The sequence below is a fragment of the Myxococcus dinghuensis genome (assembly GCF_024198235.1).
Lineage (GTDB): Bacteria > Myxococcota > Myxococcia > Myxococcales > Myxococcaceae > Myxococcus > Myxococcus dinghuensis.
The window spans coordinates 14,498-40,207 of record NZ_JAKCFB010000020.1 but is presented as its reverse complement, the minus strand read 5'-3'; the positions used below and the strand labels follow the sequence as shown (position 1 = coordinate 40,207).

At 71.9% G+C, this 25,710-nt stretch carries 23 protein-coding genes; 13 read left to right on the top strand and 10 right to left on the bottom strand.

Annotation, left to right across the window (positions count from 1 at the left end; translation table 11 throughout):
• The first annotated feature begins 106 nt into the window (after positions 1-106).
• Both LZ198_RS24695 and LZ198_RS24690 read left to right on the top strand, forming a co-directional pair.
• Entirely contained in the window at positions 107-364 is a 258-nt protein-coding gene (locus LZ198_RS24695) for a hypothetical protein (protein WP_253974493.1), read from the top strand.
• Positions 365-610: 246 nt separating this feature from the next.
• Positions 611-2,995, top strand: coding sequence for a hypothetical protein (locus LZ198_RS24690; RefSeq protein ID WP_253974492.1), 2,385 nt, complete (start codon positions 611-613; stop codon positions 2,993-2,995).
• 33 nt (positions 2,996-3,028) lie between these two features.
• Here the strand turns inward: LZ198_RS24690 and LZ198_RS24685 are convergent, their stop codons facing one another.
• Positions 3,029-3,802 (bottom strand): glucose 1-dehydrogenase, encoded by a 774-nt coding sequence (locus LZ198_RS24685; RefSeq protein WP_253974491.1) that lies wholly within the window; start codon positions 3,800-3,802, stop codon positions 3,029-3,031.
• Between the two features lie 46 nt (positions 3,803-3,848).
• Entirely contained in the window at positions 3,849-4,835 is a 987-nt protein-coding gene (locus LZ198_RS24680) for a zinc-dependent alcohol dehydrogenase family protein (protein ID WP_253974490.1), read from the bottom strand.
• A gap of 251 nt (positions 4,836-5,086) precedes the next feature.
• On the opposite strand from LZ198_RS24680, the gene LZ198_RS24675 reads away from it, so the two are divergent.
• Complete coding sequence (locus LZ198_RS24675) at positions 5,087-6,136, top strand: lysylphosphatidylglycerol synthase domain-containing protein (RefSeq protein ID WP_253974489.1); 1,050 nt, start codon at positions 5,087-5,089, stop codon at positions 6,134-6,136.
• Here LZ198_RS24675 and LZ198_RS24670 read toward each other — a convergent pair.
• Positions 6,072-8,279 (bottom strand): molybdopterin oxidoreductase family protein, encoded by a 2,208-nt coding sequence (locus LZ198_RS24670; RefSeq protein WP_253974488.1) that lies wholly within the window; start codon positions 8,277-8,279, stop codon positions 6,072-6,074. The two genes, LZ198_RS24675 and LZ198_RS24670, sit on opposite strands and share 65 nt — an antisense overlap.
• Before the next feature lie 114 nt (positions 8,280-8,393).
• Here LZ198_RS24670 and LZ198_RS24665 point away from each other — a divergent pair, with 114 nt between their 5' ends.
• The 7 genes from LZ198_RS24665 (at position 8,394) to LZ198_RS24635 (ending at position 16,325) form a co-directional block, all read left to right on the top strand.
• The gene (locus tag LZ198_RS24665) at positions 8,394-9,290 is read left to right on the top strand and encodes a hypothetical protein (protein WP_253974487.1); all 897 of its coding nucleotides are present in this window, start codon (positions 8,394-8,396) and stop codon (positions 9,288-9,290) included.
• Positions 9,291-9,463: 173 nt separating this feature from the next.
• Positions 9,464-10,468 (top strand): 3-oxoacyl-ACP synthase III family protein, encoded by a 1,005-nt coding sequence (locus LZ198_RS24660; protein ID WP_253974486.1) that lies wholly within the window; start codon positions 9,464-9,466, stop codon positions 10,466-10,468.
• A 255-nt stretch (positions 10,469-10,723) separates the two neighbouring features.
• Positions 10,724-11,281 carry a chalcone isomerase family protein gene (locus LZ198_RS24655; RefSeq protein ID WP_407667461.1) on the top strand — a complete coding sequence of 186 codons (558 nt, stop codon included), beginning with the start codon at positions 10,724-10,726 and terminating at the stop codon, positions 11,279-11,281.
• Positions 11,282-11,408: 127 nt separating this feature from the next.
• Complete coding sequence (locus LZ198_RS24650) at positions 11,409-12,218, top strand: OmpA/MotB family protein (RefSeq protein WP_253974484.1); 810 nt, start codon at positions 11,409-11,411, stop codon at positions 12,216-12,218.
• Positions 12,219-12,261: 43 nt separating this feature from the next.
• Positions 12,262-14,886: a TonB-dependent receptor gene (locus tag LZ198_RS24645; RefSeq protein ID WP_253974483.1), complete on the top strand. Its 2,625-nt coding sequence runs from the start codon at positions 12,262-12,264 to the stop codon at positions 14,884-14,886.
• Positions 14,887-14,888: 2 nt separating this feature from the next.
• Positions 14,889-15,761, top strand: a complete 873-nt coding sequence (locus LZ198_RS24640) for a hypothetical protein (protein ID WP_253974482.1) — start codon at positions 14,889-14,891, stop codon at positions 15,759-15,761.
• Positions 15,762-15,893: 132 nt separating this feature from the next.
• Positions 15,894-16,325, top strand: a complete 432-nt coding sequence (locus LZ198_RS24635) for a hypothetical protein (protein WP_253974481.1) — start codon at positions 15,894-15,896, stop codon at positions 16,323-16,325.
• A gap of 72 nt (positions 16,326-16,397) precedes the next feature.
• Here the strand turns inward: LZ198_RS24635 and LZ198_RS24630 are convergent, their stop codons facing one another.
• Entirely contained in the window at positions 16,398-17,651 is a 1,254-nt protein-coding gene (locus LZ198_RS24630; RefSeq protein WP_253974480.1) for an Hsp70 family protein, read from the bottom strand.
• Positions 17,652-18,553: 902 nt separating this feature from the next.
• Between LZ198_RS24630 and LZ198_RS24625 the strand changes: the two genes are divergently transcribed.
• From LZ198_RS24625 to LZ198_RS24615, 3 genes are all read left to right on the top strand, one after another.
• Positions 18,554-19,447: a hypothetical protein gene (locus LZ198_RS24625; protein WP_253974479.1), complete on the top strand. Its 894-nt coding sequence runs from the start codon at positions 18,554-18,556 to the stop codon at positions 19,445-19,447.
• Positions 19,448-19,587: 140 nt separating this feature from the next.
• Complete coding sequence (locus LZ198_RS24620) at positions 19,588-20,154, top strand: DUF4142 domain-containing protein (RefSeq protein WP_253974478.1); 567 nt, start codon at positions 19,588-19,590, stop codon at positions 20,152-20,154.
• An 82-nt stretch (positions 20,155-20,236) separates the two neighbouring features.
• Positions 20,237-20,527, top strand: coding sequence for a hypothetical protein (locus LZ198_RS24615; RefSeq protein WP_253974477.1), 291 nt, complete (start codon positions 20,237-20,239; stop codon positions 20,525-20,527).
• Positions 20,528-20,543: 16 nt separating this feature from the next.
• Here the strand turns inward: LZ198_RS24615 and LZ198_RS24610 are convergent, their stop codons facing one another.
• From LZ198_RS24610 to dps, 6 genes are all read right to left on the bottom strand, one after another.
• A complete protein-coding gene (locus LZ198_RS24610) occupies positions 20,544-21,446 on the bottom strand; it encodes a CHAD domain-containing protein (RefSeq protein ID WP_253974476.1) in 903 nt (300 codons plus the stop codon).
• A 2-nt stretch (positions 21,447-21,448) separates the two neighbouring features.
• Positions 21,449-21,988 carry an inorganic diphosphatase gene (locus LZ198_RS24605; protein ID WP_253974475.1) on the bottom strand — a complete coding sequence of 180 codons (540 nt, stop codon included), beginning with the start codon at positions 21,986-21,988 and terminating at the stop codon, positions 21,449-21,451.
• Positions 21,989-22,074: 86 nt separating this feature from the next.
• The gene (locus tag LZ198_RS24600; protein WP_253974474.1) at positions 22,075-23,541 is read right to left on the bottom strand and encodes a protein adenylyltransferase SelO; all 1,467 of its coding nucleotides are present in this window, start codon (positions 23,539-23,541) and stop codon (positions 22,075-22,077) included.
• Positions 23,542-23,550: 9 nt separating this feature from the next.
• The gene (locus LZ198_RS24595; protein WP_253974473.1) at positions 23,551-24,168 is read right to left on the bottom strand and encodes a glutathione S-transferase family protein; all 618 of its coding nucleotides are present in this window, start codon (positions 24,166-24,168) and stop codon (positions 23,551-23,553) included.
• Positions 24,165-25,025, bottom strand: coding sequence for an SDR family oxidoreductase (locus LZ198_RS24590; protein ID WP_253974472.1), 861 nt, complete (start codon positions 25,023-25,025; stop codon positions 24,165-24,167). The genes LZ198_RS24595 and LZ198_RS24590 overlap by 4 nt, the downstream gene beginning before the upstream one ends.
• 110 nt (positions 25,026-25,135) lie before the next feature.
• The gene (gene dps, locus LZ198_RS24585; protein ID WP_253974471.1) at positions 25,136-25,687 is read right to left on the bottom strand and encodes a DNA starvation/stationary phase protection protein Dps; all 552 of its coding nucleotides are present in this window, start codon (positions 25,685-25,687) and stop codon (positions 25,136-25,138) included.
• Positions 25,688-25,710: the final 23 nt, after the last annotated feature.

Sequence of the window (25,710 nt, the reverse complement as noted above, 5' to 3'; positions counted from 1 at the left end):
CGACCGTGTCGTCGCGCGCCGCGTCGGGACCTCCACCGGTCGTCGTCCGATGACGGCCGGTCCACCCGCGCCCCGGGCCTCAGCCACCCGTGGGCCTCGTCGTGCCATGGCTGTGTCGATGTATCGCTGCCAGTCGTGTCAGCAGTCCGTGGGTCCCTCCATTCCCAGCCACCTCGTCACCGTCGCCACGCGTTGGGTGGAGTTCCCCTCCCGCCCGCAGGTGCACTTCGTCGCCCACGCCGCGCGCGAGAAGTGGCGTGACGACCCGGGCGGGGAGGGGGCTCAAGTCGTGCGTCAGCAGCGGATGTGCCCCACCTGCGCGAAGCGGGCCCCTCCGGCCACGCGCGTGCGGCGCTCCCGCTGAGCCGTCGGGAGGGCGGCGCGCCAGGGGAGTCTGCCTGGCGCGTCGCCGGTGGATGCACGGAAGGGGGCGGGGCAATCCCGGGCGGGACGTTGTACACAGGGGGCCATGGCTCCTCCGTGGGAGAACGGTGCCCTGCGCGGCACGTGGGTGCGCTGTCCGGGATGTACCCGCTTCAACCTGCCCGGTGTCCGCTGTCCGAGCTGCGCCTGCGGTCCGATACCGCGTGAGCGCTATGGTGCCGCGCGCATGTTGCTCCACGCGGGTGTGGACCGCTTCGCGCTGCCCGAGCGCGTGCTGACGCTGGAGCCGTCGCTCGCCCGGGAGCTCGAGGCGCGGTACGCCCTTCAGTGGGCGGCCGTGTGCCGGCTCGTGGAGGCGGTGCGCCGGTGTCTGCCGCACCTGACGTTGTGGGGCTTCGTGGAGGAGGTCGAGGACCGCTGGGCCGAGACGCTCCCCGGGTCCGAACCGCCGACGCGACACGAGGACGAGCCCTCCTGGGAGGACGCGTCGCTGGCGGTGCTGGCCCAGCGCAGCCACGCCCAGGCGCTTCGCGAGCTCGCCGGGCTCGCGGAGGTGAACCGGGGGGAGCCTTCCTACGACGTGCTCTCCTCCGCGGTGGGCTCGTTGATGGGGGAGGGCGTCGCGGCCCATGAGGCGGCGCTGGCGGTGACGCGCTGGCGGGTCTGGCCCCGCGTGCGCATGGGGCGCGCCCCCCGCGAGGCGCTGGAGCGCCATGCCCGGACCGTCTTCGAGCGCTACTCCGACCACGCGGCCCGCGCCGCCGTGGCCTGGGTCCGCGCCACCGGCCAGGAGCCGGAGCTGGACATGTTCCACGCGCTGCGCATGGGCCTGGGACACGAGGACGCGGACGTCCGCCTCGAGTGCGCGCTGTGCCTGGAGGACGAGGACGCGCTCCTCGCTGCCCTGGACTCCCTGGAGGCGCCGGACGCCCTCTCAGTGGTCCGCCGCAAGCTGGCGGCCCTGGAGTCGTCGCGGCTCCTGCGGCGGCTGGCGGACGCACCCGACGAGGCCTTCGCGCGGGACGTGCTCGAGCGGTTGCCCTTCCCGTGTTCGACGGCGTCGCTGGACGCGGTGCTCTCCGCCTGCGCGCGATTGGAGGGCGGGCTCGCGTCCAGGTTGAGGACCTGGGCGCTGCACCGGCCCTTCGAGGAGCAGCCGGAGGCGTCCCGCGCTCGTTGGGCGACGTGGGCCCGCGACACGCGAGGGAAGGTGGCCGCGGAGGAGTCCCTGCGCTTCCTCGAGTGGGCGAGCAAGTCGGCGTCCCTGCGCGGCTCGGCGGACGTGGGCGCCTTCCTGGAGTCGGCCACGCGGGCGGTGGGCGAGGTGCCCTCGGCCGGGCGCGCGGAGCTGGTGCGCGCGTCCGGCTTCGTCCACTGGCTGGCGCTGGGGGACTCCGACGTCGCCGCGCTGCTGCACACGTGGGCGCGGGACGCGGCGTGCGCGGAGCCCTTGCTGGACCTGCTGCTGTCGCTGCCCGTGCGGCTGGGCCGCTGGGAGGAGGAGCAGCACTCCGGCCAGGCCGCGCGGCTGTTGATGGCCGTGTGGGAGCGGCCGGACCGCGCGCCCGTGCTCGCGCCGCTCATGAAGGCGCTGCGCTCCAACAGCGGGACCTCCCAGCGGCAGGAGCTCATCGACGCGGTGTGGCTGCGCTTCCAGCGCCACCCCTCCGAGCGCGCGGAGCTGCTGGCCACGTTCGCCCCCTGGCGCCGGGAGCTGTGGGAGCGGCAGCTCGCGTCGGGCCAGGAGCCCATCGCGTGTTTCGAGACGTGGTGGCGCGTGGACTCGAACCTCCAGTTGCCGGCGCTGGTGGCGTGGTTCATCCGGGAGGCCCCCGCCGAGGCGCTGCCGGAGCGCCTGCCCTTCGTGTGGGAGGCGGCGCACGCGCGCGTGGACGCGTGGCCTCGCTCGACCTCGCATGCCGTGTCCTGGGCGTCGTCGCCCCTCAACAACGCCCTGCGCGCCGGGCACGACTTCCTCATCCCCGCGGTGGAGCACTTGCTGGCGTGGTTCCCCGACTTCGAGCGCCGCGTGCTCGCCGCGCCCGTCCCGCCGGAGGAGTCCTCGACTCACCGCCACCTGCTGGAGGACATCCACGTCGACCTCCGGATGATGACCGAGCACCTCGAGCGCCGCCGCGAGGAGGAGGAGCACCAGCGCGAGCAGGAGCTGCGGCGCCGCGTGGAGGAGTCGCGGCGCAGGGACCTGGAGCGCCAGCGCGCCCTCCAGGCGCAGCAGGCCGAGCAGGCCCGCCTGGAAGCGGAGCAGCGCCGCCAGGAGCAGGAGGCGCACCGGCTGCGATTGCTGGCCGCGGTGGAGGCGGTGGGCTCGCTCCCCGCGCCGCCGCGCGCGTCACCTCCGAACCCTCGGGTGGAGGTGGGGCCGCTGGACGACGAGCCGCTGCTGCCGGGCGCGAGGCTCTCCACGCTGATGGACTACGCGCGCATCCTCAAGTCGATGAGCACGGGGGGCGACGTGCTGGCGACGCTGGCCTCGTTCGGGTTGTCGGTGGAGGCCTGGAGCACGGAGGCCCACGCGTGGGGGCAGGTGATGCTGCGCCGGCCCGACGTGGGGACGCGCTTCGCGCAGTTGATGGCGGCGCCCTGGGTCTGAAGGGGCGCCGCCGGTCCGCCACGCGAGGAGCGGCTACTGCGCGGTGGCGCCGCCGTCGAGCACCAGCTCCGCGCCCGTCATCAGCTTCGACTCGTCCGAGGCGAGGTAGACGATGGCGTTCGCGACGTCGTCCGGCTCGCCCAGGTGCCCCATGGGGATGGAGCGGATGAGGTTGGCGCGGGCCTTGTCCGGCGCGTGGCTGGAGTTCACCAGCGCCTGCACCATGGGCGTGTCCACGAAGGTGGGGTGGATGGAGTTGCAGCGGATGCCGTAGCCCTTCTGCGCGCAGTGCAGGGCCACCGACTTGGTGAACATGCGCACCGCGCCCTTCGCGGAGCCGTACGCCACCAGCGTGGGCACGCCCACCAGGCCCGCCACCGAGGACACGTTGATGATGGAGCCCTTCGCGCCGCATTGCCGCATGACGCGGATGGCGTGCTTGCAGCCCAGGAACGTGCCGTCCAGGTTCACCGCGTGGACCAGCCGCCACTCCTCCAGGGCCAGCTCCTCGATGTCCTTGGGGATGCCCATGCCCGCGTTGTTGACGACCACGTCCAGCCGGCCGAAGCGCCCGAGCGTCGCCTCCATGGCCTTCGCCCAGTCCGCGTCGCGGGTGACGTCGAGCGGGACGAACAGGCCCTGCCCTTCACCCAGGGACTCCGCCACCGCGCGGCCGTCCTCGTCGCGCCCGGGGCGGTCCGTCACCACCACCCTGGCGCCCTCGCGCGCGAGCATCCGCGCCGCCGCGCTGCCCAGCCCGCCCGCCGCGCCCGTGACCAGTGCCACCTTGCCTTCCACTCGCTTCATCGCGTCGCCTCCGGGAATCGTTGGGTGAACATCCGTGGGGGCCGGCTCACACCGGGCCGTTGGGGGTGAAGAGCACCTTGCCGGAGCGCCCGCCCTCCATGGCCCGCGCGAGCGCCTCGCGCGCCTCGTCCAGGGAGAAGGTGCCCTCCACGGCCGTGCGCAGCGTGCCCTGCGCCACCAGCTTCGCCAGCCGGCCGAACGTCTCCGCCTGCTTCTCGCGCGGGGTGCGCTTCATCCACAGCACCAGCCAGAAGCCGCGCAGGGTGATGTCCTTGAAGATGGAGGCCTCCGCGGACAGCTTGGGGCCCTTGCCGCTCATGACGCCGTAGTTCACCACCGTGCCGCCGGTCGCGAGCGCGTCACCCAGGCGCCGCGTGGAGTCGCCGCCCACCGCGTCGATGGCCAGCCGCACCTTCGCGCCACCGGTGGCCGCGCGCACGCGCTCCTTCAGGTCGTCCGTGTCCGTGAGCACCACGTCCGCGCCCAGCGCGGTCAGCTCCGCGGCCAGCTCCTCGCGGCGCACCACGTTGAGCGTCTTGTAGCCGGCCAGCTTCGCCAGGGAGATGAGGTAGCGGCCCACGCCGGAGTTGGCCGCGTTCTGCAGCACCCAGTCCCCGGGCTGCAGCGTGACGAACTCGCGCAGCATGATGTCCGCGGTGGGCGGGTTGATGAACATCATCGCCGCCTGCTTCAGGTCCGTGCCCGGAGGCACCGGCACCAGCCCCTCCGCCGGGACGACCAGGTGGCTGCGCCACGTGCCCGTGCCCAGCGGCAGGAAGACGATGTCCCCCACGCGCGCCGCCGTCGTGTCCTTCACCTCCACCACGCGCCCCACGCCCTCGTTGCCGGGCACCGCGGGGAGCTTGGGCAGCGAGCCGTACTGGCCGGAGAGGGTGAGCAGGTCCGAGGGGTTGATGGGGGAGGCCAGCACCTCCAGCCGGGCCTGGCCCGACTCGAGCGCCGCGTCGGGCTCCTCCACCACCTCCGCCACCTTCAGTGGGTGTCCGAAGCTCGAAAACCGAACCGCCTTCATGGGTCGCTCCCTGTGCGCACGGGCTATGGGGCCCCACCCTAGCGACCTTCGGCCCCGGTGCCGAGCACGCACTCCGCGCCGCTCGGGCAACCCCCCGGCCCCGTGGGAGGGACGGGCAGGGGGCGATGTCCACCTTCCGACGCGAGTCGGAGGCGACCGGCCGTCGCGCGGCGGACGCCCCTCGCCATCCCCGGGCGGGCTGCTCACCTTCGAATCTGACCCAGGGCCGCAGGGGTGGCGAGGAGGCGAGGGTGAGCAACGCGCGCGGGGAGGCAGTCCTGGGGCGGCCCATGGGAGTCGCGGTGGCGGTTCGCGCGCCCCCGGTCCCCTGGCGGCGCAGGGTGGCGGGGCTCTTGCGGCCCCTGTTCGCGGTGGCCGGGCTGGGCATGCTGGCGCTGCTGGTGCGCAAGGTGGGGCCGCGCGAGCTGGGCGACGTGCTGCTCGACGCGGCGCCCTGGCTGCCCTGGGTGGCCCTGCTGGAGGTGGGGCGCCAGGTCATGGACGCGCTGGCCACGCGCAGCGCCTACGGTCCGAGCGCGGACCTCGTCCCCTTGCGCGAGCTGGTGCGCGCGCAGCTCATCGGCACGGCGGTGTCCAGCATGGCGCCCGCCGGACGCGCCGCGGCGGAGGCCACCAAGGCCGCCCTGCTCGCGCCCTACCTGGGCGGCGCCCGCGCGACGGCGGCGGCGGCCACGTCCCAGTCCGCCTCCCTGGCGGCGGGTGGCCTCATCTCCTTCCCCTGCGCGGCCGCCTCCTTCCTGCTGACGGGCTGGTCCGCCTTCACCCTGGCGATGCTCGGCCACGGCGTGGTGCTGGTGCTGGCCTGTGCCGGCTTCCGGGCCTGCATGCGCGCGAAGCAGCCCTGCGCGTGGCTGGCGCGCCGCTCCGCCCGCTGGGCCCGGCACGCCCAGCAGTTCCACGCCTCCGCGTGCCACGGGCCGCTCCTGCCCCGGGGGCCCATGTCGGCCTTCCTCGGCAGCCGCGCCCTCCAGGTGGCCCAGTACGCGGTGCTGACCCACGCGGTGGGCATCGACACGTCACTGGTGCAGGCCCTCTTCTCGCAAGGGCTCTACCTGTGCGCGCTGGCCGTGGGCTCGCTGGTGCCGGGGCAGGTGGGCGTGAGCGACGGGGCGTTCGCGCTGGCGGCGGGCGTGCTGGACACCACGGCCGCCCGCGCCATGTCGGTGGCGCTGCTGGGCCACCTGGTGCAGCTGCTCTTCGTGACGGCGGGGGCCCTCACGCCGCTGGTATGGCGGGGGCGGGCGCCCGTGCCTTCCGTACCCGCACCGGCGTGCCGTTGAACGCGGCGTTGCCGCTGACGGCGTCCACCGCGCGGTCGTCCGTCAGGTCGTTCTGGCTGGCCCCCGCGTGCGCGTTGGCCACCTGGAGCCTGCCGCCCCGCTGGTGGCCGTAGCCGTGCGGCAGGCTCACCACGCCGGGCATCACCTCGTCCGTCACCGCCACGGGCACCGACACCTCGCCCACCCGCGAGGTGACCACCACCTCCTCGCCGTCCACCAGCCCCAGCCGCGAGGCGTCCCGGGGGTGGACCATGAGCGTGCAGCGCGGCTTGCCCTTGAGCAGCCCCGGCACGTTGTGCAGCCAGGAGTTGTTGTCGCGCAGGTGGCGCCGGCCGATGAGCACCAGCGCCTCCTCGCCCTCCACCGTGGGCGGGGCCTCCGGGAAGGCCTCGCGCAGCCGCCGCACGTCCGCCAGCAGCGGCTCCGGCGCCAGGTGGATGCGGCGGTCCTTCGTCCGCAGGCGCCCCAGGAGGCAGGGCCGCAGCGGCCCCAGGTCCACGCCGTGCGGCGCCTCCCGCAGCTGGGAGAGCGTCAGGCCTGGCTTGAGGGGATGGAAGCGGGCGCCGTGGGGCCCCAGGCGCAGGCCCAGGTCGAGCACGCGCTCCGGGCCCAGCCTCCGCATCGCCTGGTACTTCAGCGTGGCGCGCACGGACGGGCGCCCCCGGTTCAGCGTGTCCAGCCGGTGCTGGAGCGCCAGGGCGATCTCCCAGTCGTGGCGCGTGTCCTTCCCGGGCTCGAACAGGGCGGGCGCGTAGCGGGCGGTGTTGCGCACCGCGAGCACGTGGAAGGCCACGTCGTAGTGCGGCCGCTCCAGCGGCGAGACGGGCGGCAGGATGAGGTGCGCGTGCCGCGTCGTCTCGTTGAGGTACGGGTCGATGCTCACCATGAAGTCCAGCCCCTCCAGCGCGCGCTCCAGTTGCGCGCCGTTGGGCGTGGACAGCACGGGGTTGCCGGCCACGGTGACGAGCGCGCGCACGCGCTCCTCGCCCGGGGTGAGCATCTCCTCCGCGAGCACCGCCACGGGCAGCTCGCCGGCGAACTCCGGCAGCCCGCGCACCCGGCTCTTCCACCGGCCGAAGCTGCCCGGGTTGATGCCCAGCGCGCGCGGCCCGCCGACGATGTCGAACGCGGGCTGGGTGAACATGGCGCCGCCCTCGCGGTCCAGGTTCCCCGTCACCGTGTTGAGGACGTTGATGAGCCACTGGCACAGCGAGCCGAACGGCTGCGTGGACAGGCCCATGCGCCCGTAGCAGACGGCGCCCTCGGCGGCGAGGAAGTCGCGGGCGAGCCGTCGCAGCGCGTCCGCGGCGATGCCCGTGTGCCCGGCCACGCGCTCCGGCGGGAACTCGCGCGCCACCTGGCGCACCACCTCCAGCCCGTCCAGGTGCGCGTCCAGCCGGCCGGGTTGCGGCGGTGACTCCACCAGCGCCACGTGCAGGAGGGCCAGCAGCGCCAGCGCGTCCGTGCCCGGGCGGATGAACAGGTGGCTGTCCGCGATGGCCGCCGTCTCCGTGCGGCGCGGGTCCACGACGACCAGCCGGCCGCCGCGCTGCTGGATGCTCCGCAGGCGCGCGCGCACGTCCGGCGCCGTCATCAGGCTGCCGTTGGAGGCCAGCGGGTTGGCGCCCATGACCAGCATGAAGCGCGTCCGGTCGATGTCCGGGATGGGCACCAGCAACTGGTGGCCGAACATGAAGTACGACACGAGCTGGTGGGGAAGCTGGTCCACCGACGTGGCGGAGAAGCGGTTGCGCGAGCGCAGCGCCCGCACCAGCTCCGGCCCGAACAGCATGCTGCCCAGGTTGTGGACGTTGGGATTGCCCAGGTACGACGCCACCGCGTTCCTGCCGTATCGGCGTTGCACCTCGTTCAGCCGCCGCGCCGCCTCGTCCAGCGCCTCGTTCCAGCCCACCTGCTCCCAGCCCGTCGCCGTGCGGCGGAGCGGGTGGCGCAGCCGGTCCGGGTCCTCGTGCAGGTCCTTCAGCGCCAGCGCCTTGGGGCAGACGTGACCCCGACTGAAGGGGTCCTCCTCGTCGCCCCGGATGGCGGTGATGCGCTCGCCTTCCAATTCGATGCGAAGCCCACACATGGCCTCGCAGAGGTTGCACGTACGGAAGTGGACCCGGGACGTGGTGGCGCTCATGGCGTCTGACTCTACCCGAGTTCGGAGGCCCGCATCCGCGCCGGAGTGTGGACGTCTGTCCACTGCTGACGGGGGCGGTGATGCCATGAAAGGATTGTGACCGAGGGAGAATCCATGCACCGGTTGGCTTCGAGCGTCGTCGTCCTGGGGTTGGTGTTGTCGCCTGTCATTGCCGTGGCCGGGAAGCCCGCGAAGGGCGCGGCCGCGAGTCCCGTCCAGCTCGTGCGCAAGGACCTCGTGGTGGGCCAGGCCCAGGCGCAGTCCGCCATGTTCGCGCTGAAGTACGACGTCACCCTCTCCGGTCCCGGCATGGAGCCGAAGTCGATGTCGTTCCTCTCCGACGTGCAGGGCGTGTCCACCAGCACGGTGCTCGCGGCGAAGGGCCGCGTCCCCACGCGGGTGAAGGTGGCCTTCGGCCTGCAAGGCACCGTCTCCACGGACGAGCAGGGCGTGAAGCGCGAGACGGCCGCCATCAGCGGGAAGACGTACGTCGCCCAGGCGGGCGCCAAGGGCGTCATCGCCGTGACGGACGAGGCCGGGCAGCCGGTGGGGGAGGAGGAGACGAAGCTGGTGCGCGAGCAGCTCGGCAACGAGCTGGGCAAGGAGAACGCGCTGGAGAAGGCGCTGCCCAAGGGCGCGATGAAGCCCGGCGCCTCGCAGCCCCGGTTCGCCGAGCTCTTCGAGTCCTTCATGGAGGAGCAGATGGCGGGCTCGGACTTCGCGGACGCGAAGGTGACGCTGACCGAGGTCCGCGAGCGACCCCAGGGCAAGGTGGCCGTCTTCTCCATCACCTCCAGCCTCATCTTCGTCAGCGACCCGTCCTCCCCCATGCTGATGTCCTCGGACGTCGCGGGCACGATGGAGGTCCTCCTGGACGGCGCGTGGATCCAATCGCTCGACCTCTCCGGCGACATCCACTTCCAGCCCACCACCCAGCGCTACCAGCAGGGCTTCAGGACCGAGGGAACGGGCCTCTTCCGCCTGCTGCTCACGAGCGAACCGAAGCGCTGAGCCCCGCCTCGCGCCATCCGGGTCCACGGGTACAGATGACACGTCGCGTCGACGACATGCCCAGGCGGTAATTGTCCGGCGCGCGGCACGGATGGCCGGCTGCCCCGCGGAGCAGCAGAGGCCTGACATGGCGCTGACAGAGAATGGGCAGGGTTCGCGGTTAGAGGGTTCACATGTTCCTGCACGCGCTCGGTCACTTCCATCCCCCCAACCTCCTGACCAATGCCTTCCTCGAGGAGCTGGGCCTCGAGACCACGGATGCCTGGATTCTCGAGCGCGTGGGCATCCACACGCGACACACGGTGCTGCCCCTGGAGTACGTGCGGGAGACGCGCAACCGGGACGTGCGCGCCGCGCAGGAGGCGGCGCAGTTCAGCAACGCGGAGACGGGGCGCCGCGCGGCGCTGATGGCGCTGGAGCGCGCGGGGCTGAAGCCCTCCGACATCGGCCTGGTGGTGGCGGGTGGGTGCAGCCCGGACGAGTGCATCCCCGCCGAGTCCAACCGCGTGGCGCAGTTGTTGGGCATCGACGGCCCGGCGGTGGACCTGCAGAGCGCCTGCTCGTCGTTCTGCACCCAGCTGCACTTCCTGACGGGCATGCGCCCGGAGCGGCTGCCGGAGTTCGTGCTCGTGGTGAACATGGAGAACTCCACGCGCGTGGTGGACTACACGGACCGCTCCTCCGCGGTGCTGTGGGGGGATGGCGCCACGGCCGCCATCCTCTCTCCCCGTGTCCCCGGGCGCTGGCGGGTGGCGGAGACGCGGCTGGCGGGGGACCCGTCCGGGGCGGACAAGGTGCGCGTGCCGCGCATCGGCCACTTCACGCAGCACGGCGCGGAGGTGCAGAAGTTCGCCATCCGCCGCGCCAGCGAGACGTTCCAGGAGCTGCGCGCCCAGTACCTGGCGCGCCACCCGGGCAAGGGCGTGGGGGACGTCACCTTCATCGGCCATCAGGCGAACCTGCGCATGCTGGAGTCGGTGGCCCGCCGCTGCGAGGTGCCCGAGTCGCGCCACGTCTTCAACGTCCACCGCCGTGGCAACACCGGCGCCGCGGGCGCGCCGGGCGTGATGAGCGAGCACTGGGACGACCCGTCGCTGGGGGACGCGCTGGTGCTCAGCGTGGTGGGCAGCGGGTTGACCTGGTCCGGCGCGCTGCTCGAGCGCGTGACGTCCGCGTAACCACGTCAGGGGCGCTTGGTATGGCGGGGCTTTCCACGCCCCGCCATGACGACCTCCCAGCCTCCACACCGCTCGTCGCCCACCCGCGCCCAGGTGTCGGAGCGTCCTCGAACAGGCACTTCGCGTGAGCCGCGCTTCACCTTCCGTCGTCACCGTCCACTCGCGCACAGGGGGACGTCAGGTTCTGCTGGCGGCCCGCCGTCGCGATGTGCACCTATGGGGACACCGGACTCGGATGGGGCGGGGGTCGGACGCATGAGGATGCAGGCGTGGACAGGACACGCGCGGTGGCTCGTGCTGGGCTTGTGGCTCGTGGCGGGCGCGGCGCACGCGGGGCAGAAGCAGGTGGGCGGTGTCCGCATGCCGGACTCGCTCACGCTCCAGGGGCGCACCGTCGCGCTGGCCCACATGGAGCTGCACAAGCGCTTCTTCTTCAAGGTCTACGTCTGGAGCCTCTACCTGGAGGACCAGCCCCGCAACGCCTCGGAGGCCGTCGCCTCCGACTCCGTCAAGCGGCTGCACTTCCGTTTCCTGCGCGACATCAGCCGCTCCCAACTCGTCGACAGCCTCCGCCACGGCCTGGTGTCCCGCAACCCGCACCTGAATGAAGGCCCCCTGGCGCAGCAGCTCGGCGTCATGCTCGCCTCGCTGCGCGACGTGGGGAAGGGCGGCGACCTCATCATCACCTACACGCCGGACGGCGGCCTCGAGGTCGGCGGCGAGGCCAGCGGCGGCGTCTTCATCCCCGGCAAGTCCTTCGCCGACGCGCTCTTCGCCGTCTGGCTCGACGCGCACCCCATCTTCCCCCGCTGACGGCTGGCCGCATGCCCCGCCACCCGGGGCTCGCCTCCTCTCTTTTCGATGTGGGTTCTTCCTGACCTGGACCGCTCCCGGCGGTAGTCTGGAGCTCCAACCATCGTTGTCGGGAGGAATCGTACATATGCGGACACGGCTGATTCTGGGCACGCTCGTCGCCCTCTCCCTCTCCACCGGGTGCGTCTCTCAGGGGAAGTTCGACGCGAAGGCCTTGGAGGCCGAGCAGCTCACCAAGGGGCTCACGGACGAGAAGGGCGCGCGCGAGGCCGCCGAGGCCAAGGTGAAGGAGCTGGAGGAGCGCAACGCGACGCTGAACCAGGAGAAGGAGGCGCTGACGACGCGGCTCAACACCTCCGAGTCCCGCCTCACCGCCAACGCGGCGGAGCGCCGGGCCCTGCAGGAGCAGAACGCGCAGCTGGCCGCCCTCAACGAGGAGCTGGCGCGCAACTCCAAGAAGCTGGCCCAGGCGAAGGAGGAGCTGGAGAAGAAGAGCTCCGAGTACGAGAACCTGGCGCAGAGCCTCAAGCAGGAGATCTCCGACGGGAAGATCGAACTGTCGGAGATGAAGGGCCGCATGACGGTGCAGCTCAAGGACAAGATCCTGTTCGCGTCCGGCTCCGCGCGCGTGGGCAAGGAGGGCGCGGAGGCGCTGGCGAAGATCGCCGAGGCGCTCAAGAGCGTCACCGGGAAGATCATCCGCGTGGAGGGGCACACGGACGACATCCCCATCGGCAGCGGGCAGTTCCCCACCAACTGGGAGCTGAGCCTGGCGCGCGCCATGGCGGTCGTGCGGGCGCTGCAGGACTCGGGCGTGGACCCCACCATGCTGTCGGCGGCGGGCTACGGCCAGTACCAGCCCATCGTCGCCAACGACTCGACGGAGCACCGCAGCCAGAACCGGCGCATCGAGATCGTCCTGGCGCCGAAGTTGTGACAGCGTGGGGCGCGGGGATGTGCCATCCCCCGCCCTCGCGCACATGAAAACGCTCTTCGCCGTCTCCTGTCTCCTCGTCGCCACCGGGGCCTGGGCCCAGGCCTCGGATGGCGGCGTCGCCGACTCCGGCGCCGACGCGGCCGTCCCCACCGGCGTGCTGACCAGGCCCCCCGTGCTGCTCAAGCAGGTGGAGGCGCCCTATCCCCCGGACGCCGCCGCCCAGCAGCTCGAGGGCACGGTGGTGATGGTCATCGACATCTCGGAGACGGGCGCCGTCACCAACGTGGAGGTGTCGCAGCCGGCGGGGCATGGCTTCGACGAGGCGGCGGTGGAGGCGGTGAAGCAGTTCCAGTTCGAGCCGGCGGAGGTGGACGACGTCCCCGCGCCGGTGCGCATCCAGTACGCCTACCAGTTCGTCTTCCGCCCCGCGCCGCCCGCGTCGCTGGAGGACGGGGGCGTGGCCGCGCCGGAGGCCCCGGTGAACTTCAGCGGCCGGGCGCTGGAGCGTGGCACGCGCAAGCCGCTGGCGGGCGCGGAGGTGGTGCTGCCGGAGCTGGACCAGTCCACCGTGGCGGACGTGGAGGGGCGCTTCGCCTTCCGGGGCGTGCCGCTGGGCACGCACGAGGTGCTGGTGGTGCTGGGCGGGTACGACCGCTTCCGCACGAAGGAGACCTTCACCGAGGGCCGCGAGACGCAGGCCACGTACTACGTGCAGAAGCGCATCTTCAGCCCCTACGAGACGGTGGTGCGCAGCGACCGCGAGCGCAAGGAGGTCACGAGCACCACCATCCAGGTGGCCGAGGTGCAGCGCGTGCCCGGCACGCAGGGTGACACGCTGAAGGTGGTGCAGAACCTGCCCGGCGTGGCGCGGCCGGCCTTCAACGGCGGCGACCTGGTCATCCGTGGCACCAGCCCCCAGGAGTCCGGCGTCTTCCTGGACGGCCTGCGCATCCCCCTGCTGTACCACTTCGGTGGGCTGACCTCCGTCTACAACTCCGACCTGCTGGACGCGCTGGACTACCTGCCCGGCAACTTCTCCGCCTATTACGGCGACATCACCGGCGGCGTCATCAACGTGCGCAGCCGCGAGCCGCGCATGGACGGCTTCCACGGCACGGTGGGCGTCAGCCTCGTGGAGTCCAGCGCCGTGCTCGAGGGGCCCATCACGGAGAACCTCGGCTTCGCGGTGGGCGGCCGGCGCTCGTACATCGACCTGGTGCTGGGGGTGGTCCCGGAGAGCGAGGACGGCCCGAGCCTCCAGGTGGCGCCGCGCTACTACGACGCGCAGCTCAAGCTGGTGTGGAAGCCGGTGCCGCGCCACACGTTCTCGCTCCAGGGGCTCACCTCGCGCGACAGGTTGGGGCTGGTGTTCGACCGGCCGGCGGACGACGACCCCACGGTCAACGGCAACCTGGACGTGACGACGGGCTTCAACCAGCTGCGCCTGCGCCACGAGTACAAGGGCGAGGCGCTGCGGCTCGACACCCAGGCCATGGTGGGCGACACGCTGGTGGAGTTCGCCATCGGGGATCGCAACCTGCGCATCCACTCCACGGACCTGAACCTGCGCTCCACCGTCGAGGTGCCCTTCGGCGAGCCCCTCACCCTGGCGGGTGGCGTGGACGTGGTGACGAGCCTGGCGCACGTGAACGCGCGCGTGCAGCGCCCGCCGCGCGAGGGCGAGCCGCCCATGCCGCTGGTCACCGAGGAGCTGCTCACCACCGACGGCGACTTCACGCAGTTCTTCCCCTCCGCCTGGGTGGAGGCGCGCTGGCGGCCGGTGAGGGAGCTGCTGGTGGTGCCGGGCGTGCGCGCGGAGGGCTACGTCTTCACCGACCAGAAGCACGCGCGCGGCACGCTCAACCCGCGGCTCGCGGTGCGCTACGCGCTCACGGAGCAGTGGACGCTCAAGGGCGGCGCGGGCGTGTACCACAGCCCTCCGGTGCAGGATGAGCCGAGCCTCGCCTTCGGCAACCCGGACCTGGCCGCCAAGCGCTCGCTCCAGTACGGCCTGGGCGCGGAGTGGCAGCCCTTGCCGGAGTGGTTCATCAGCAGCGAGGTCTTCTACAACGACCTGGACGACCTCATCGTCCGCTCCGACGCCTTCGTCGAGCGCAACGGCGAGGTGGTGCCGGAGCGGCTGAAGAACGGGGGCGTGGGCCGCATCTACGGCCTGGAGCTGCTGGTGCGCCGCTCGCTGACGGACCGCCTGTTCGGGTGGATTTCGTACACGCTCAGCCGCAGCGAGCGCCGCGACGCGCCCGGGGCGCGCTGGCGCAAGTTCGACAACGACCAGACGCACGTGCTGACGGCGATTGCGTCCTACAAGCTGCCCAGGGGCTGGGAGGTGGGGGCGCGCTTCCGCTTCGCGTCGGGCAACCCCACCACGCCGGTGGTCGGCTCGGTGCGTGACGACGGGACGGACGTGTTCCTGCCGTTGTACTCGGCGGTGAACTCGCGGCGGCTGCCGTCGTTCAACCAGTTGGACATCCGCGTGGACAAGAACTTCGTCTTCGACAAGTGGACGCTGGATGTCTTCCTGGACTTGACGAACGTCTACAACAACGCGGCGGTGGAGGGCATCGCCTACAACTACAACTACACCCAGAGCGCGTACTTCGAGGGATTGCCCATCCTTCCGATTCTCGGCGCCAAGGGGGCCTTCTGACCATGCGCCCGCTCGTCCTCGTCAGCCTGACCGCGCTGCTGGTCTCCTGCGGTCCCGACTTCGAACTCCAGAGCGAGATTCGCCGCGTGCGGGTGCTGGCCATCCGCGCGGAGCCGCCCGAGCTGGTGCTGGACCCGGACGACGGCACGTTGCCCGGTCCGATGACCTTCGACGCGCTGGCGGTGACGCCGGACGCGCGGCCCGTCACGGTGAGCTACGCGCTGTGCCGCGCCTCCGGCAACCCGTACGACGGCAGGTGCCCCGGGGAGAACGGCGTGCCGCTGGCGGACGCGACGCTGTCGCTGGCGGACCCCGCGGTGCAGGCGGTGTTGCGCGACGCGCTGGCGGCGGCCAACCCCGGTGGGAGTGGCGAGCCGAACCCCGACGACCCGCGCATCCGCGCGGCGCTGGAGAAGGGCATCCCGCTGTTCGTGGGCTACGAGGCGTCCGACGGCAGCGGCACGCCGGAGGGCACCGAGCGCGGGGTGCGGCAGGTGCTGCTGCGCTCGACGCGCGCGCCGAACCAGAACCCGGGCGTCGCGGACATCCTCTGGGAGGGGGCCTCGCTCGTGGGGCCGCTGCCCGCGGGGAAGCAGGAGGTGCGCTTCACGCCCGTGCTCACCGAGGGCAGCGCCGAGGTGTACGAGGGCGACGAGGGCCCGCGCACGGAGCAGGTCTTCTTCAGTTGGTTCGCGACCGGGGACGGCGAGGTGAAGGAGTTCCGTTCGCAGGAGCCGGCCAACGGCGTGCCCGGCGACCCGACGTCGAAGTACGAGACGCCCGCCAACCCCCAGCGCGTCACCTTCTGGGTGGTGGCCCGCGACGGCCGGGGCGGGGTGGGCTGGCTGAGCCGCGAGGTCGAGGTCGGGCCGTAGTCACGGGAGGACCCGAGTCGGCAGAAACCTCCAGCTCTCCTGGATGTTTGGAATTTACGAGAAGACGGCTTGGTGTCGGACTTTGCGTGTGATGGGGTGAGCCTTTTCCCCCACCTGGAAAGGTCCCACCCCATGCGGAACATCCTCGCGCTGGCAGTCACGGTCTCCTCCCTCGCCCTGATGGGCTGTGGCGGCAAGGCGCCGGAGACGACCTCGGAGCCCACGACGCCGGAGACGGCGGAGCAGACGCAGGGCCTGAAGGCGAACGGCAAGGGCTGTACGGCGGATACGGAGTGCGCGTCCGGGTTGTGCTGGGAGGTGTCGAACTCCTATGGCACGTACGACCCGAGCACCATCAGCGCGGACAGCTGCACGGAGGAGTGCGCGGGGCTGACGGACCACGCGTCCTGTCGCGCGCTGGCGGCGTCGCTCAACGCGCCGTACCCCAACTCCGCCCGCTGCATCCCCGCGGACGCCGTTTACGACAACGACCCGTACGAGCACCACGTCTTCATCTGCGACCTGCTCCCCGCGGGCCTGGGCGCCGTCCACTGGGTGGAGTAATCGCCGGGTCCATGCGGTGACGACGCGCCGTCCGGAGACACGTCCTCCGGGCGGCGTTCGTGTCTCGAGCGGTCAGCCCAGCGCGGCGGCGGCGCGGCCGAGGCCCTCGGCGACGGAGGTGAAGGCGTCCGCGGTGCGCACGCGCTCCTCGCCGAAGCGGCGCACGTACAGCTCGCGCACCGCCGGAATCTGCGACGAACCACCGGTGAGGAACACCGCGTCGATGTGCGCGGCCTCCGGATGCTTCGCGAGCAGCCCCTCGGTGCACTGCTCCAGCTCGTCGAGCAGCGGCTTGCTGAACGCGTTGAACTCGTCGCGGGTGATGGGCTCGTGGAGGTTGATGCGCGCCTCCTCGAAGTCGACCGTGGCGACCTCCTCACGCGACAGCCGCACCTTCGCCGCCTCGATGGCGCGGAACAGGCGGTAGCCCAGGTTGTCCATCACCAGGTCGTGCAGCGCCTCGATTTCGGCCTTCTTGTCGCTGGTCTCCAGCATCGTCGACAGCAGGTCCTGCGTGGACTTCTCCCGGATGAAGGACATCTCGTGCCAGGAGAGCAGCTTCGCCATGACGTGCTGGGGGATGGGCAGCCGCTTGTCGCTGAGGCCACGCACCCGGTACGTGGAGCCGGCGCCGAAGCGGGGCAGCAGCTTGTGCCGCATGATTTCGGCGTCGAAGCGATCACCGCCGATGCGCACACCGGTGGAGCCCACCACGTCCGCGTGACGGTCCTTCGCGCCTCGCCTCGAGGGGCCCAGCCGCATCAGCGTGAGGTCCGTCGTGCCGGCGCCGAAGTCCGCCACCAGGACCAGCTCGTCGCGCGTCAACTGCGCCTCGTACGCGAGCGCCGCGGCGATGGGTTCGATGAGGAACTGGACGTGCTCGAAGCCCGCGAGCTCCGCGGCGCGCAGCAGCCGCCGCTGCGCCAGCGCGTCCGCCTCCGGGTCCGGCGTGAAGACGGCGGGGCGGCCGAGGATGACGGCCTCGGGGGGCCCGCCCATGTGGGCGGCCGCCGAGTCGCGCACGCGGCGCAGCAGGATGGCGACCAGCTCCTCGATGGTGAAGGTGCGACCCTTCACCTGCGTGGCGCGGAACGAGTTGGAGTGGAGGAAGGACTTCACCGACTGGATGAAGCGCCCGGTGTTGTCCTCCAGGTACCGGTTGATGGCGTCGGCGCCGGTGTAGACCTCGCGCTCGTCGTCCGGGAAGAACATCACGGAGCGGAACAGCCGGGGCTCCGAGGTGTGGGGTTGCAGCGACAGCACCGTGCCGTCCGGCAGGGCGGCGGCGGTGTTGCTGGTTCCGAAGTCGAGTCCGCAGGCGCGCATGGGGGTGCGCCCCTTATCTCCAATGGCGGGGAAAGGGTAGGGCGTCGTGAGCCCGGTCGCCCGCTGGAGGACGGCCGGGGCGCCGGCCGCTCGTGTCCGCTCGGGGGCCGATGCCCGTGGTGGTTGTTCAACTTTCTGGACCGGAAGTCACACCACGGGAGCCCTACATGAGACTTCGCGCGAGATGGATGGTGGCGGGCGCCGCCGCGCTGGCGCTGGGAGTGGGATGTCGCGAACGCAGTCGCGACTCCTCCGCTTCGCAAGGCGAGCAGGCGGCCACGGGGACCGCGTCTCAGCAGCCGGAGAGCGGGCCATCCGACCTCCAGCGGGAGCAGCAGGCACTGGCCGACGCCAAGGCTCGCGCGGAGCAGGAGACGGTCGCCGCGCGCAGGGCACAGGAAGAGGCCCGACGACAGCTCGAGGCCGCGAAGCAGGCCCAACTGGCGGCAGAGGCCCAGCAAGGCGCGGCGCGCACGCCATCGGGGCCACAGTCCCAGGGCACGCGGACCGTGCCGGTTCAACCGTCGCAGGGAGCACAGCCGCCCACGACAGGACCAGGCGCGTCGTCCGGCACCGGAACGACCGGAACCCAGGTGGGCGCGACGGGGCAGGGCTCTGCGTCCGGCACCGGAACGACCGGACCCCAGGTGGGCGCCGCGGGGCAAGGCTCCGCGTCCGGCACTGCAGGGACCGGAGCCCATGCGAATTCGGCGGGGCAAGGCTCCACATCCGGCGCTTCAGCGAGCGGAGCCCAGGCGAACTCGGCGGGGCAAGGCTCCACATCCGGCGCTTCAGCGAGCGGAGCCCAGGCGAACTCGGCGGGGCAAGGCTCCGCATCCGGCACCTCGGCAAACGGAACGCAGGCGAACTCGGTGGGACAGGGCGCCACCTCCGACTCCACGATGTCGGGAGCGCAGGCGAACTCCCAGGGTTCTCCGTCGGTGGAGGCGCAAGCGGCGGAGCAGGAGGCGGCGGTGCGGAGCGAGCGGGACCAGGAGGCGCGTGCGGAGCAGGTCGCGGCGCAGAGTCGCGCCAGGGACCTCGGCGCCAGCACCTCGCCGGAGACACAGCCTCCGTCGCAGGGCTCGACCCAGACGGGCACGTCGTCTTCGGGCGCGACGGCCTCTTCCTCGTCCGCAGGCACGGGCGCGTCGTCCTCCCTCGGCACGGGAGGCTCCAGTCAGGACACCTCGCAGGGCGCGGACTCCACGGTGGCCGGGGGCGACCAGCAATCCCTCTCTCCGCTCGAGCAACTCGATACACGACCGCCTCGAGCGCAGTCCCTGGAGGGGACGACACAACCCTCCACCACGTCCGACGCCGCTGGGGCCGTGGCCTCCCCGGGAGGGAGCACGACGCAGGGCTCGACGACTTCGTCGACCCCGGGCACGGGGGCTCCTGGCGCGGCCGGCATCGACCCGTCCTCGCAGCAGGGGCAGGGCACCGTGCCCACGACCCAGCAGGCGCCATGGGTGATGTTGTCCGCCCCCTCGGGCTCGTCGAGCACCACGGGCACGTCGACGAACGGGTCGCAGTCGCAGACCGCGACCCAACAAGGCGCCGAGCAGCAGATCTCCGGCGAGGTGGTCCAGTCCAGCGAGGACGCCGTGCTGCTCAGTGAGAACGGCGAGCCACGCCTCCGTCTCCAGGTCGGTCCCCAGACGCAGGTGACCCTGGATGGCTTCCAGTCCGTGCCCGAGGACCTCCAGAAGGGAACCCAGGTGAACGCCACCTATCGCACGGACGACTCCGGAGAGGCGAAGGCGGTGCGCATCGACGCCCGCTCGGCCCAGTAGCCCGCCTGCCTGCGGGATGGCGCGAACCGCCCCATCCTGTGGCGGACACGTGAACCGACCCGGGGCGCCGATACCGCCCGTCCCCACCTCATCCCACCCTCCACGGATGCGCTCAGGCGCCGGAAAGGTGGGGGGCCGTGATGAAGGGTTGGATGAAGGTGGTGCTGGCGGGAGTGTGCGTGCTGACCGCGGCGTGCACGAGCGAGAGCAGCCAGAACGAGGCGGAGAGCCTCAATGCGCAGGTCGTGACCTTGAGCGACGCGCAGATCCTCCGCGTGCTCCAGGTGCTGAATGACGGGGAGGTGTCGCTCGGCAAGATGGGCGAGGGTCGCGCCACGGTCGCGAGCGTGAAGGACTTCAGCACGAAGATGGTCAACGACCACTCCGCGGCGAGGCAGCGGTTGGACACGCTGGCGAGCGACCAGCGCATCATGCCCGCCGAGAGCCAACTGTCCGTCCAACTGGTGGCGGAGGTGCAGGGGCTGATGCGGGTGCTGGGGGGACTGGAGGGACAACGCTTCGACCTGGCGATGATGGACACGCAGCTCGTGGTCCACGGGCGCGCCGCCATGGTGCTGGACGCCATCGTCACGCCGCAGGTGCAGGACGAGGCGCTCAAGGAGGAGGCCGCGTCGGAGCGCAAGGAGGTCCAGGCGCACCTCGAGGAGGCGCTCCCCATCCAGAAGGACCTCACCGGGACGCTGTGAGGGGGGCGTGTCCCGGCCTGCCTCCGCGGCCCGGGACTGACGCGTGGTAGCGTGAGGCCGGGGCCGAACGGAGCGCTTCCCGGTGAACACACGACACGCTGTCTGGATGGGGACCTGGCTGCTCGGGGTGATGGGCATCGGCTGCGGGGATGACCCCGCGCGTTGCCCGGAGTCCTCGGCGTCGTCCGCCGTGCTCGTCTCGGCGCTCAACCCCTGCGAGGGTCCGGGCGCCGAGCCCTTCTGCGGTGATGGGGTCTGCACGCGAGGAGAGTCCCTCGAGCGCTGCGCGCGAGACTGCGTGGCGCCGTGCGGGAACGGCGTCTGTGATTCGTCGGAGTCCCAGGACACCTGTCCGTCGGATTGCGGCGGCTGACGGGCGAGAGCGGCCGTCAGGACAGCACGCGGCTCAGCTTCCGGGGGATCTCCTCGCTGTGCCAGCGTTGGAGCTCGCGGGAGATCTCCGCGGAGCGCTTGTCGCGGCCATCGCGGATGAGCGGCAGGAGGGCGCGCGCCGCCTTCCGCTCCCGGGGCTTGCCGCCCGCGGCGAGCCGCTCGAAGACCTCCAGGCGCACGTCCGCGTCGTGCAACTCGCCGAGCCCGTCCTGGAGCGGAACGAGCACCTCCAGCAGCGCGCCGAGCGTGCGTCGGAAGGCGGGTTGATAGATTTCCAGCTCGTAGCGCAGCTTCTTCAAGTCCTTGCGGAGCGCGTGGGCGGTCTGCGCGTCGGAGGCGTCCACGTAGTCCTCCATCCGCTTGCGCACGCGGCGCACGCGCCACAGCAGGTGGTCCTTCACCTTGCGCCCACCGAAGCGGTGGTCGTCCTCCAGCGCGTCGAGCTTGCGCAGGAGTCGGGGCACGGTGTGGCCCGTCCACCGGTCCAGCACCTTGCGCAGTCGGGCCTCCTTCGCCTTCAGGCCGTCCTGTCGCTGTCGAGCCAGCGCGGCGATGCCCGCGCGTGTCTCCGGCTTCTCCTTGCGGGCCTTCTTGGCCATGGCCTCCAGCCACAGCGCCTGGACGTGCAGGTCGCGCACCTCGCCCAGGGCGTCCTGGAGCTGCTTGACCTCGGTCTCCAGCTTCGTCAGTCCGCCGAGCGGGCGGAACACCTGGAGCGAGGCCCTCAGCCTCCGCGCGGCCACGCGCATGTCGTGGACGGCGTCGTCGTCGATGCCCTTGTCGGTGAGCCGGGCCTCCGGCTTGCGTACGTCCGCGAGGCGGCCGGCGAGGATTCGACGCGCGGCGAGGCCCAGCTCGCTGTCGGGGCCCAGGCCTCGAATGGGGGTGGGGTGGGCCATGGTCAGCCTCCAGCGGGCGTGTGAGGGGTGAGCATCCGCTCGGCGGCCTCGGGGCCTTCCCACCCGAGGATGCGCGCGTCCTTGTCCTCGAAGTGGACGGCGGTCATGAAGAAGTGCGCCAGCTCCTCGCGTTCACGCCGAGACAGGTCCTGGTACGTGCGCAGGTTCTCCGAGCGCGCGGCGGACACGGGGACGGCGAGGATGCGGTCATTGCGCTCGCGCTCTCCCGGCCTGCCGCCCTTGCGCTTCTGGTCGACCTGGAGGACGCCCAGCGCGCGACAGGGCAGCACCACGCCGGGCCAGGTGGTGTCGTCCCACAACACCATCGCGTCGAGCGGGTCTCCATCCGGCCCCTGGGTCGACGGGACGAAGCCCCAGTCGAACGGGTAGCGCAGCCCCCGCGTCAGCGGGCGGGAGATGGAGAAGGCGCCCAGGACGGGGTCGTACTTGAGCTTCACCGTCGAGCCCCGAGGCGACTCGACGACGACGTGGAAGGCGCCGTGCTGCCCGCGCAAGGGCAGGCGGGTGAGGTCCGTCGACATGGAAGGCGCAAGGTTGGGCCTGGGGCGCCATCCGACAAGCGCCCTGGTGGGCGACTTTCGGTTGCCCAACCTTGTGGCCGGGGACCTCAGGAGCTGCAGCTCACCACCAGGTGTCGTCCCCACGACGGAGGCGGGGCGGTATACGCCTCGAACTCGGGGCGCTCGGTGAACGGGTCCGCCAGCGCCTCCAGCAGCCGGTCCACCTCGGAGTAGTCACCCTGCTCGGCGCGGCGGATGGCCGCCTCGGCCAGCCAGTTGCGCAGCACGTAGCGCGGGTTGACGCGGTCCATGCGCTCGCGCCGCTCCGCGTCCACGCTGCCCTCGGACCGGAGCCGCGCCCGGTACTGCTCCGCCCAGGGCGTGAAGGCGGCCGGGTCCGGGAACAGCGCGCTCGCGGCGGACGGGCCCGCGCTGGTCGACGTCTCGAACCGGCCCAGCGCGCGGAACAGCCGCGTGTAGTCCACCCGGGCCTCCGCCATGCGGGAGAAGAGGTCCCCCACCAGCGCGCGGTCCTCGTCGCGCGCCTCGCGCAGGCCCAGCTTGTCGCGCATCGCCGCCAGGAAGTGCGCGCTGAACGCGGGCTGGAAGGCGCCGAGCGTCGCGCGGGCCTCGTCCTCGGAGAGCAGCGACAGCAGCGCCTCGCCCAGGCACGCCAGGTTCCACAGCGCGATGCGCGGCTGCTGGTCGAACGCGTAGCGACCCCGGTCATCCGAGTGGTTGCAGATGAAGCCCGGCTCGAAGTCGTCCAGGAAGCCGAAGGGCCCGTAGTCCAGCGTGAGCCCGAGGATGGACATGTTGTCCGTGTTCATCACCCCGTGCGCGAAGCCCACCGCCTGCCACCGCGCCATCAGCCTCGCGGTGCGCTCGGCCACCTCCGCGTAGAACCGCGCGTGGCGCCCCTCCACGCCGGACAGGTGCGGGAAGTGCGCGGCGATGACGTGGTCCGCCAGCGCCGCGACGTGGCCCTGCTGCTCGGTGTGGTGGAAGTACTCGAAGGTGCCGAAGCGCACGTGCGTCGGCGCCAGCCGCACCAGCATGGCGCCCCGCTCGGGCTCCTCGCGGTACACCTTCTCGTCGCCGCCGAGGATGCACAGCCCCCGCGTGGTGGGGATGCCCAGCCCGTGCATCGCCTCGCCGCACAGGTACTCGCGGATGGTGGAGCGCACCACCGCGCGCCCGTCGCCGCCGCGCGAGAAGGGCGTGGGGCCGGCGCCCTTGAGGTGCAGGTCCCACGACTCGCCGGCGGCGTTGCGCACCTGCCCGAGCAGCAGCGCCCGCCCATCCCCGAGGCGAGGGACGTACACCCCGAACTGGTGCCCCGCGTACACCATGGCGAAGGGCTCCATGCCGGGCAGCGGCTTCTCCCCGCCGAACGCCGCGACGAACTCGGGCCGCCGCGCCTGCTCCGGGGCCAGGTCCAACAGGCGCAGCGCGGCCGGGTTGACGCTCTCGAGCCGAGCGCCAGGGAAGGGGCGGGGCGCCACCCGCGCGCCGAAGCCGGCGGGCAGGTGGGCATAGGTGTTGTCGAAGCGGAGCTGTTCGAGCGAGGACATCGGCACGTCTCAGGGGACCTTCATGCCTCGCTGCACGGCGGGGCGGCCGCCCACGCGCGCGAGCCACTGCGCCACGTTGGCCAGCCCGGCGAACAGCTCCGGATAGGCGCCCTGGGTGCCCGCCACCCACGGGTAGAGCGCGATGTCCGCGACGGAGTAGGTGCTCGCCACGTAGTCACCCTTGCCGAGCTGGCCGTCGAGCACCTTCAGCAGGCGCCGCGACTCCGTGTGGTAGCGCTCGATGGCGTACGGAATCTTCGTGCTCGCGAAGCGGCCGAAGTGGTTGAGCTGGCCGAACATCGGGCCCACGCCGCCCATCTGGAACATCAGCCACTGCGTGGCCTCCGTCTTGCCCCGCGCGCCCACGGGCATCAGCTTGCCCGTCTTCTCCGCGAGGTAGAGCAGGATGGCGCCCGACTCGAAGACGGTGATGGGCCGCCCGTCCGGCCCCTGCGGGTCGACGATGGCCGGAATCTTGTTGTTGGGGTTGATGGCCAGGAACTCGGGCTTGAACTGGGCGCCCTTCGTGATGTCCACCGACTTCGCGGTGTACTCCAGCCCCAGCTCCTCCAGCGCGATGGAGACCTTGCGGCCGTTGGGCGTGGGGAACGTGTACAGGTCGATCATGACGACACTCCTGTGAGCCGCGCGCTTTCCTGCCAGAGGCGCTCCGCCAGGGCGTCGTCCCGCGCGGCGGCGGACGGCGTCCTCTTGCGGCGCCGGATGAAGTACTGCCCGGTGACACCCTCTACCTCGGGCGACGACGCCAGGTAGATGGAGGTCTTCGCTCCGCCCGCGGCGGACAGCATGAAGGGCGCCCCCAGCTTGACGACCCACTTGAAGAAGCCCTGGCTGTTGTGCCCGAAGCCCGTGCTCACCACGCCCGGGTGCACCGCGTTGGTGGTGACGCGCGTGCCCTCCAGCCGCTTCGCCAGCGCGCGGGTGAACAGGAGGTTGGCCAGCTTCGACGTGGCGTAGACGCGGAAGCCGTCGTAGCGCCGCTCGCTCTGGAGGTCGTCGAACTGGAGCTTGCCCACGCGGTGCACGTCGGACGACAGGTTGATGACGCGCGATGCCCCGCTCTGCTTCAGCAGGTCGAGCAGCAGGTTCGTGAGGACGAAGGGCGCCAGGTGGTTGGTGGCGAGGGTGGCCTCGAAGCCATCCACGGTGACCTGCCGGCGGTCGATGATGAGCCCCGCGTTGTTGATCAGCACGTCCAGGCGCGGGTAGCGCGCGAGGAAGGCCTGGGCCAGCTCGCGCACGGCCTTCAGCGACGCGAGGTCCGCCAGGAGGAAGTCCACCTGGGCCCCGGGGGCGGCGGCGCGTACGGCCTCGACGGCGGCCTGGGTGCGGCCGGGGTCGCGCCCCACCAGCACCACGGTGGCGCCCAGGCGCCCCAGGGCCTTGGCCGTCTCCAGGCCGATGCCGCCCGTGGCCCCGGTGATGAGGCACACCTTCCCGTCCAGTCGTGTCTCGGCGCTCATGTGGGCATCCCTCGGATTTCGAGGACGCCTTCTATACGCCGACGCGGGCCCGCGCGCTCGTGGAAGAGCGCTCGGACCCGCGGGTCAGCGCCGGGGCTGGCTTCGAGGGCTCAGGCGTGGGGCGTGCGGTTGGTGTCGCCCCGGGCGTCCTCGCGCCCCCCCTTGCGGGCGGCGGGGCGGCCGGTGCCGTTGAGGTGGCTCTCCAGGAACCACAGGTCCAGCTCCACGTCGCCCAGCACTTGCGTGAGCAGGTCCACGGTGATGGGTTCGTTCAGCTTGTCGCAGCGCTGGATGCCATTGCGGATGGAGGCCGCGTAGCGGGCAATGCGGTCCACGAGCGCGCGCAGGTGGTCCTCGCTCTCCACCGCCTTGAGGTCGTACTCGGGCAGCTCGCTGTTCTTCGCGGCCAGGCGGATGGTGCCCTCGGCGTAGCCACCCAGGGTGCCGGCGCGCTCGGCGAAGTCGTCGGCCTGCTTGCGCGCGTGCTTGGCCAGGTCGTCGAACAACAGGTGGCGGCTGTAGAAGTGCGTGCCGCGGATGTTCCAGTGCGCCTGCTTGATCTGCCAGTGCAGGTCGATGGCATCCGCCAGCAGGGTGTTGAGCAGGTCGATGATCTCCTCGCGGGTCTCCGCGGGGACATTCACATGGCTGGGAAAGTTCATGGGTCGCGCTCCCTCCAGAAGGC

Bases quoted from the DNA above. Each gene is read 5' to 3' on its own strand.
- LZ198_RS24695 (WP_253974493.1), top strand. From the start codon at position 107: ATGGCTGTGTCGATGTATCGCTGCCAGTCGTGTCAGCAGTCCGTGGGT.
- LZ198_RS24690 (WP_253974492.1), top strand. From the start codon at position 611: ATGTTGCTCCACGCGGGTGTGGACCGCTTCGCGCTGCCCGAGCGCGTG.
- LZ198_RS24685 (WP_253974491.1), bottom strand. From the start codon at position 3,802: ATGAAGCGAGTGGAAGGCAAGGTGGCACTGGTCACGGGCGCGGCGGGC.
- LZ198_RS24680 (WP_253974490.1), bottom strand. From the start codon at position 4,835: ATGAAGGCGGTTCGGTTTTCGAGCTTCGGACACCCACTGAAGGTGGCG.
- LZ198_RS24670 (WP_253974488.1), bottom strand. From the start codon at position 8,279: ATGAGCGCCACCACGTCCCGGGTCCACTTCCGTACGTGCAACCTCTGC.
- LZ198_RS24665 (WP_253974487.1), top strand. From the start codon at position 8,394: ATGCACCGGTTGGCTTCGAGCGTCGTCGTCCTGGGGTTGGTGTTGTCG.
- LZ198_RS24660 (WP_253974486.1), top strand. From the start codon at position 9,464: ATGTTCCTGCACGCGCTCGGTCACTTCCATCCCCCCAACCTCCTGACC.
- LZ198_RS24655 (WP_407667461.1), top strand. From the start codon at position 10,724: ATGAGGATGCAGGCGTGGACAGGACACGCGCGGTGGCTCGTGCTGGGC.
- LZ198_RS24650 (WP_253974484.1), top strand. From the start codon at position 11,409: ATGCGGACACGGCTGATTCTGGGCACGCTCGTCGCCCTCTCCCTCTCC.
- LZ198_RS24645 (WP_253974483.1), top strand. From the start codon at position 12,262: ATGAAAACGCTCTTCGCCGTCTCCTGTCTCCTCGTCGCCACCGGGGCC.
- LZ198_RS24640 (WP_253974482.1), top strand. From the start codon at position 14,889: ATGCGCCCGCTCGTCCTCGTCAGCCTGACCGCGCTGCTGGTCTCCTGC.
- LZ198_RS24635 (WP_253974481.1), top strand. From the start codon at position 15,894: ATGCGGAACATCCTCGCGCTGGCAGTCACGGTCTCCTCCCTCGCCCTG.
- LZ198_RS24630 (WP_253974480.1), bottom strand. From the start codon at position 17,651: ATGCGCGCCTGCGGACTCGACTTCGGAACCAGCAACACCGCCGCCGCC.
- LZ198_RS24625 (WP_253974479.1), top strand. From the start codon at position 18,554: ATGTCGGGAGCGCAGGCGAACTCCCAGGGTTCTCCGTCGGTGGAGGCG.
- LZ198_RS24620 (WP_253974478.1), top strand. From the start codon at position 19,588: ATGAAGGGTTGGATGAAGGTGGTGCTGGCGGGAGTGTGCGTGCTGACC.
- LZ198_RS24610 (WP_253974476.1), bottom strand. From the start codon at position 21,446: ATGGCCCACCCCACCCCCATTCGAGGCCTGGGCCCCGACAGCGAGCTG.
- LZ198_RS24605 (WP_253974475.1), bottom strand. From the start codon at position 21,988: ATGTCGACGGACCTCACCCGCCTGCCCTTGCGCGGGCAGCACGGCGCC.
- LZ198_RS24600 (WP_253974474.1), bottom strand. From the start codon at position 23,541: ATGTCCTCGCTCGAACAGCTCCGCTTCGACAACACCTATGCCCACCTG.
- LZ198_RS24595 (WP_253974473.1), bottom strand. From the start codon at position 24,168: ATGATCGACCTGTACACGTTCCCCACGCCCAACGGCCGCAAGGTCTCC.
- LZ198_RS24590 (WP_253974472.1), bottom strand. From the start codon at position 25,025: ATGAGCGCCGAGACACGACTGGACGGGAAGGTGTGCCTCATCACCGGG.
- dps (WP_253974471.1), bottom strand. From the start codon at position 25,687: ATGAACTTTCCCAGCCATGTGAATGTCCCCGCGGAGACCCGCGAGGAG.